This window comes from Actinomadura sp. KC216 (genome assembly GCF_004348535.1).
GTDB lineage: Bacteria > Actinomycetota > Actinomycetes > Streptosporangiales > Streptosporangiaceae > Spirillospora.
Genome location: NZ_SMJX01000575.1, coordinates 1 through 2288, shown reverse-complemented (window position 1 = coordinate 2288; position 2288 = coordinate 1). Strand labels below are relative to the sequence as shown.

At 72.2% G+C, this 2288-nt stretch carries 2 protein-coding genes and 1 pseudogene; 2 read left to right on the top strand and 1 reads right to left on the bottom strand.

Features of this window, described 5'->3' with window-relative positions; genetic code table 11:
- Positions 1-4 precede the first annotated feature (4 nt).
- Together E1264_RS42105 and E1264_RS42100 are read left to right on the top strand one after the other, a co-directional pair.
- Entirely contained in the window at positions 5-619 is a 615-nt protein-coding gene (locus tag E1264_RS42105) for an ATP/GTP-binding protein (protein WP_243711513.1), read from the top strand.
- A gap of 50 nt (positions 620-669) precedes the next feature.
- Positions 670-1812 carry an acyl-CoA dehydrogenase family protein gene (locus E1264_RS42100; RefSeq protein WP_132183108.1) on the top strand — a complete coding sequence of 381 codons (1143 nt, stop codon included), beginning with the start codon at positions 670-672 and terminating at the stop codon, positions 1810-1812.
- Between the two features lie 62 nt (positions 1813-1874).
- On the opposite strand, the pseudogene E1264_RS42095 reads toward E1264_RS42100, so the two are convergent.
- A pseudogene (locus E1264_RS42095) lies at positions 1875-2150 on the bottom strand (flavin reductase family protein); the annotation flags it as partial.
- Positions 2151-2288 lie beyond the last annotated feature (138 nt).

Here is a 2288-nt window from a genome sequence, read left to right as displayed (position 1 = left end):
GCCCATGGCACCGGCCATGCCCGCGCCGCCCGCGGCACCAGCGGCGTCGCCGTACGGGCAGCAGGACGTCGACGTCCCGCTGCACACGCTGAAGATCCTCGTGGCCGGCGGTTTCGGGGTCGGCAAGACCACGCTCGTCGGCTCGGTCAGCGAGATCCGCCCGCTGCGGACGGAGGAGACCCTCACCGACAAGTCCGTCGGCGTGGACGACATCGAGGGCGTCGAGCAGAAGACGACCACGACCGTCGCGATGGACTTCGGACGGCTGACGTTCTCCGGCGGCGTCCGGCTCTACCTGTTCGGGACGCCCGGGCAGGAGCGGTTCTGGTTCATGTGGGACCAGATCTCCTACGGCGCGGTCGGCGCGATCGTGCTGGTCGACACGCGGCGGCTCACCACGAGCTTCGCCTCCATCGACTTCTTCGAGCAGCGCCGCATCCCGTTCGTGATCGCCGCGAACGTCTTCGACGGCGCCCGCCGCTACCGGGTCGAGGAGATCCGCGACGCGCTGGACGTCGACCCGGACGTCCCGGTCCTGCTGTGCGACGTCCGGCAGCGGGAGACGGCGAAGGGCGTCCTCGTCGCGCTGGTCGAGCACGCCCTCCAGTCGTCGCGCTGACACACCCGGGGCGGGCGGCATTACTGTTGGGGGCGCGAAAGGAGCCGCCCATGCCCGCCAGCCGCCAGCTACCCACCCCCGAGGCCGAGGACCTCATCGCGCTCACCCGCGAGATCGCCGCGAAGGAGCTGGCGCCGCGGGCCGCCGACGCCGAGCGCACCGGGACCTTCCCCCGCGAGGCGTTCACGACGCTGGGCCGGGCCGGGCTGCTGACGCTGCCGTACCCGGAGGAGTTCGGGGGCGGCGACCAGCCCTACGAGGTCTACCTGCAAGCCCTGGAGGAGATCGGCGCGGCCTGGGCGAGCGTCGGGGTCGGCGTGAGCGTGCACGCGCTGTCCTGCTTCCCGCTGTTCGCCTACGGGACGGACGAGCAGCGCGCCCGATGGCTCCCCGACCTGCTGTCCGGCGAGCGGCTGGGCGCGTACTGCCTGTCGGAGGCGCACGCGGGCTCCGACCCGGCGGCGATGCGGGCCAGGGCCGTCAAGGACGGCGACTCCTACGTCCTCAACGGCGCGAAGGCGTGGACGACGCACGGCGGCAAGGCCGACTTCTACACCGTGATGGCGCGCACGTCCGACGACGGCTCGCGCGGCATCTCCTGCTTCCACGTCCCCGCCGGCACGCCCGGCCTGGAGTTCGACCGGCCCGAGGACAAGATGGGCCTGATGGGCTCGACGACCGCGACCGTCCGGTTCGTGGACGCCCGCGTCCCGGCCGGCAACCTCATCGGCCGCGAGGGCGAGGGCCTGTCGATCGCGCTGGCCGGGCTCGACGCGGGCCGGCTCGGCATCGCCGCCGTCGCCACCGGCCTCGCCCAGGGCGCGCTCGACACGGCCGTCGCCTACGCCAAGGAGCGGGAGGCGTTCGGCCGCGCGATCATCGAGCACCAGGGCCTCGCGTTCGTGCTCGCCGACATGGACGCCGCGATCGAGTCGGCCCGCGCCACCTACCTGTCGGCGGCGCGGCTCAAGGACGCCGGCCGCCCCTACGGCCGCGAGGCGTCGATCGCCAAGCTGGTCGCCACCGACAACGCGATGAAGGTGACGACCGACGCCGTCCAGGTCCTCGGCGGCGCGGGCTACACCCGCGACTTCCCCGTCGAGCGCTTCATGCGGGAGGCGAAGGTGATGCAGATATTCGAGGGCACCAACCAGATCCAGCGCCTCGTCATCTCCCGCCACCTCGCCCGCTGACCAGCCCGTCCACCTGGGATTCCCTAGCCCTCTGCAGAGCCATCCCCGTTCTGGATGCGGTTTCACCCAGCACCGGCGGCCAGGTCGTCCACGCGGCCTAGGACGATGTGGTGGTCGCCGCCGTCGTGTACGGCATGCACCGTGCAGTCCACCCAGACCAGCGCGCCGTCGAGTAGCGGGGGGCCGGTGGAGGAGGGGCGCCAGGAGGTGGCGGTGAACCTGTCGGCGCCGCTTCGGCCGAAGAGGGAGCTCAGCTCACGCTGGTCGTGGGCGAGCATGTTGACCGCGAAACGGCCCGCCTGCCGGATCGCCGGCCAGCTGCCCGAGGTCTTCGCGGGGCAGACGAGGACCGGTAATCGTCGGTAGACGTCTCGGCCATGCCGAGAACCGCATTGTGAGACCGACGTCCGCCGTGAGGCGCCTGGCCGGGCTTACCAGCGGTCGTGATGGATGGCCGCGTCCAAAGTGCGGCGGCG

Excerpts from the sequence above, each read along its gene's own strand:
- E1264_RS42105 (WP_243711513.1), top strand. The coding sequence starts at position 5 with ATGGCACCGGCCATGCCCGCGCCGCCCGCGGCACCAGCGGCGTCGCCG.
- E1264_RS42100 (WP_132183108.1), top strand. The coding sequence starts at position 670 with ATGCCCGCCAGCCGCCAGCTACCCACCCCCGAGGCCGAGGACCTCATC.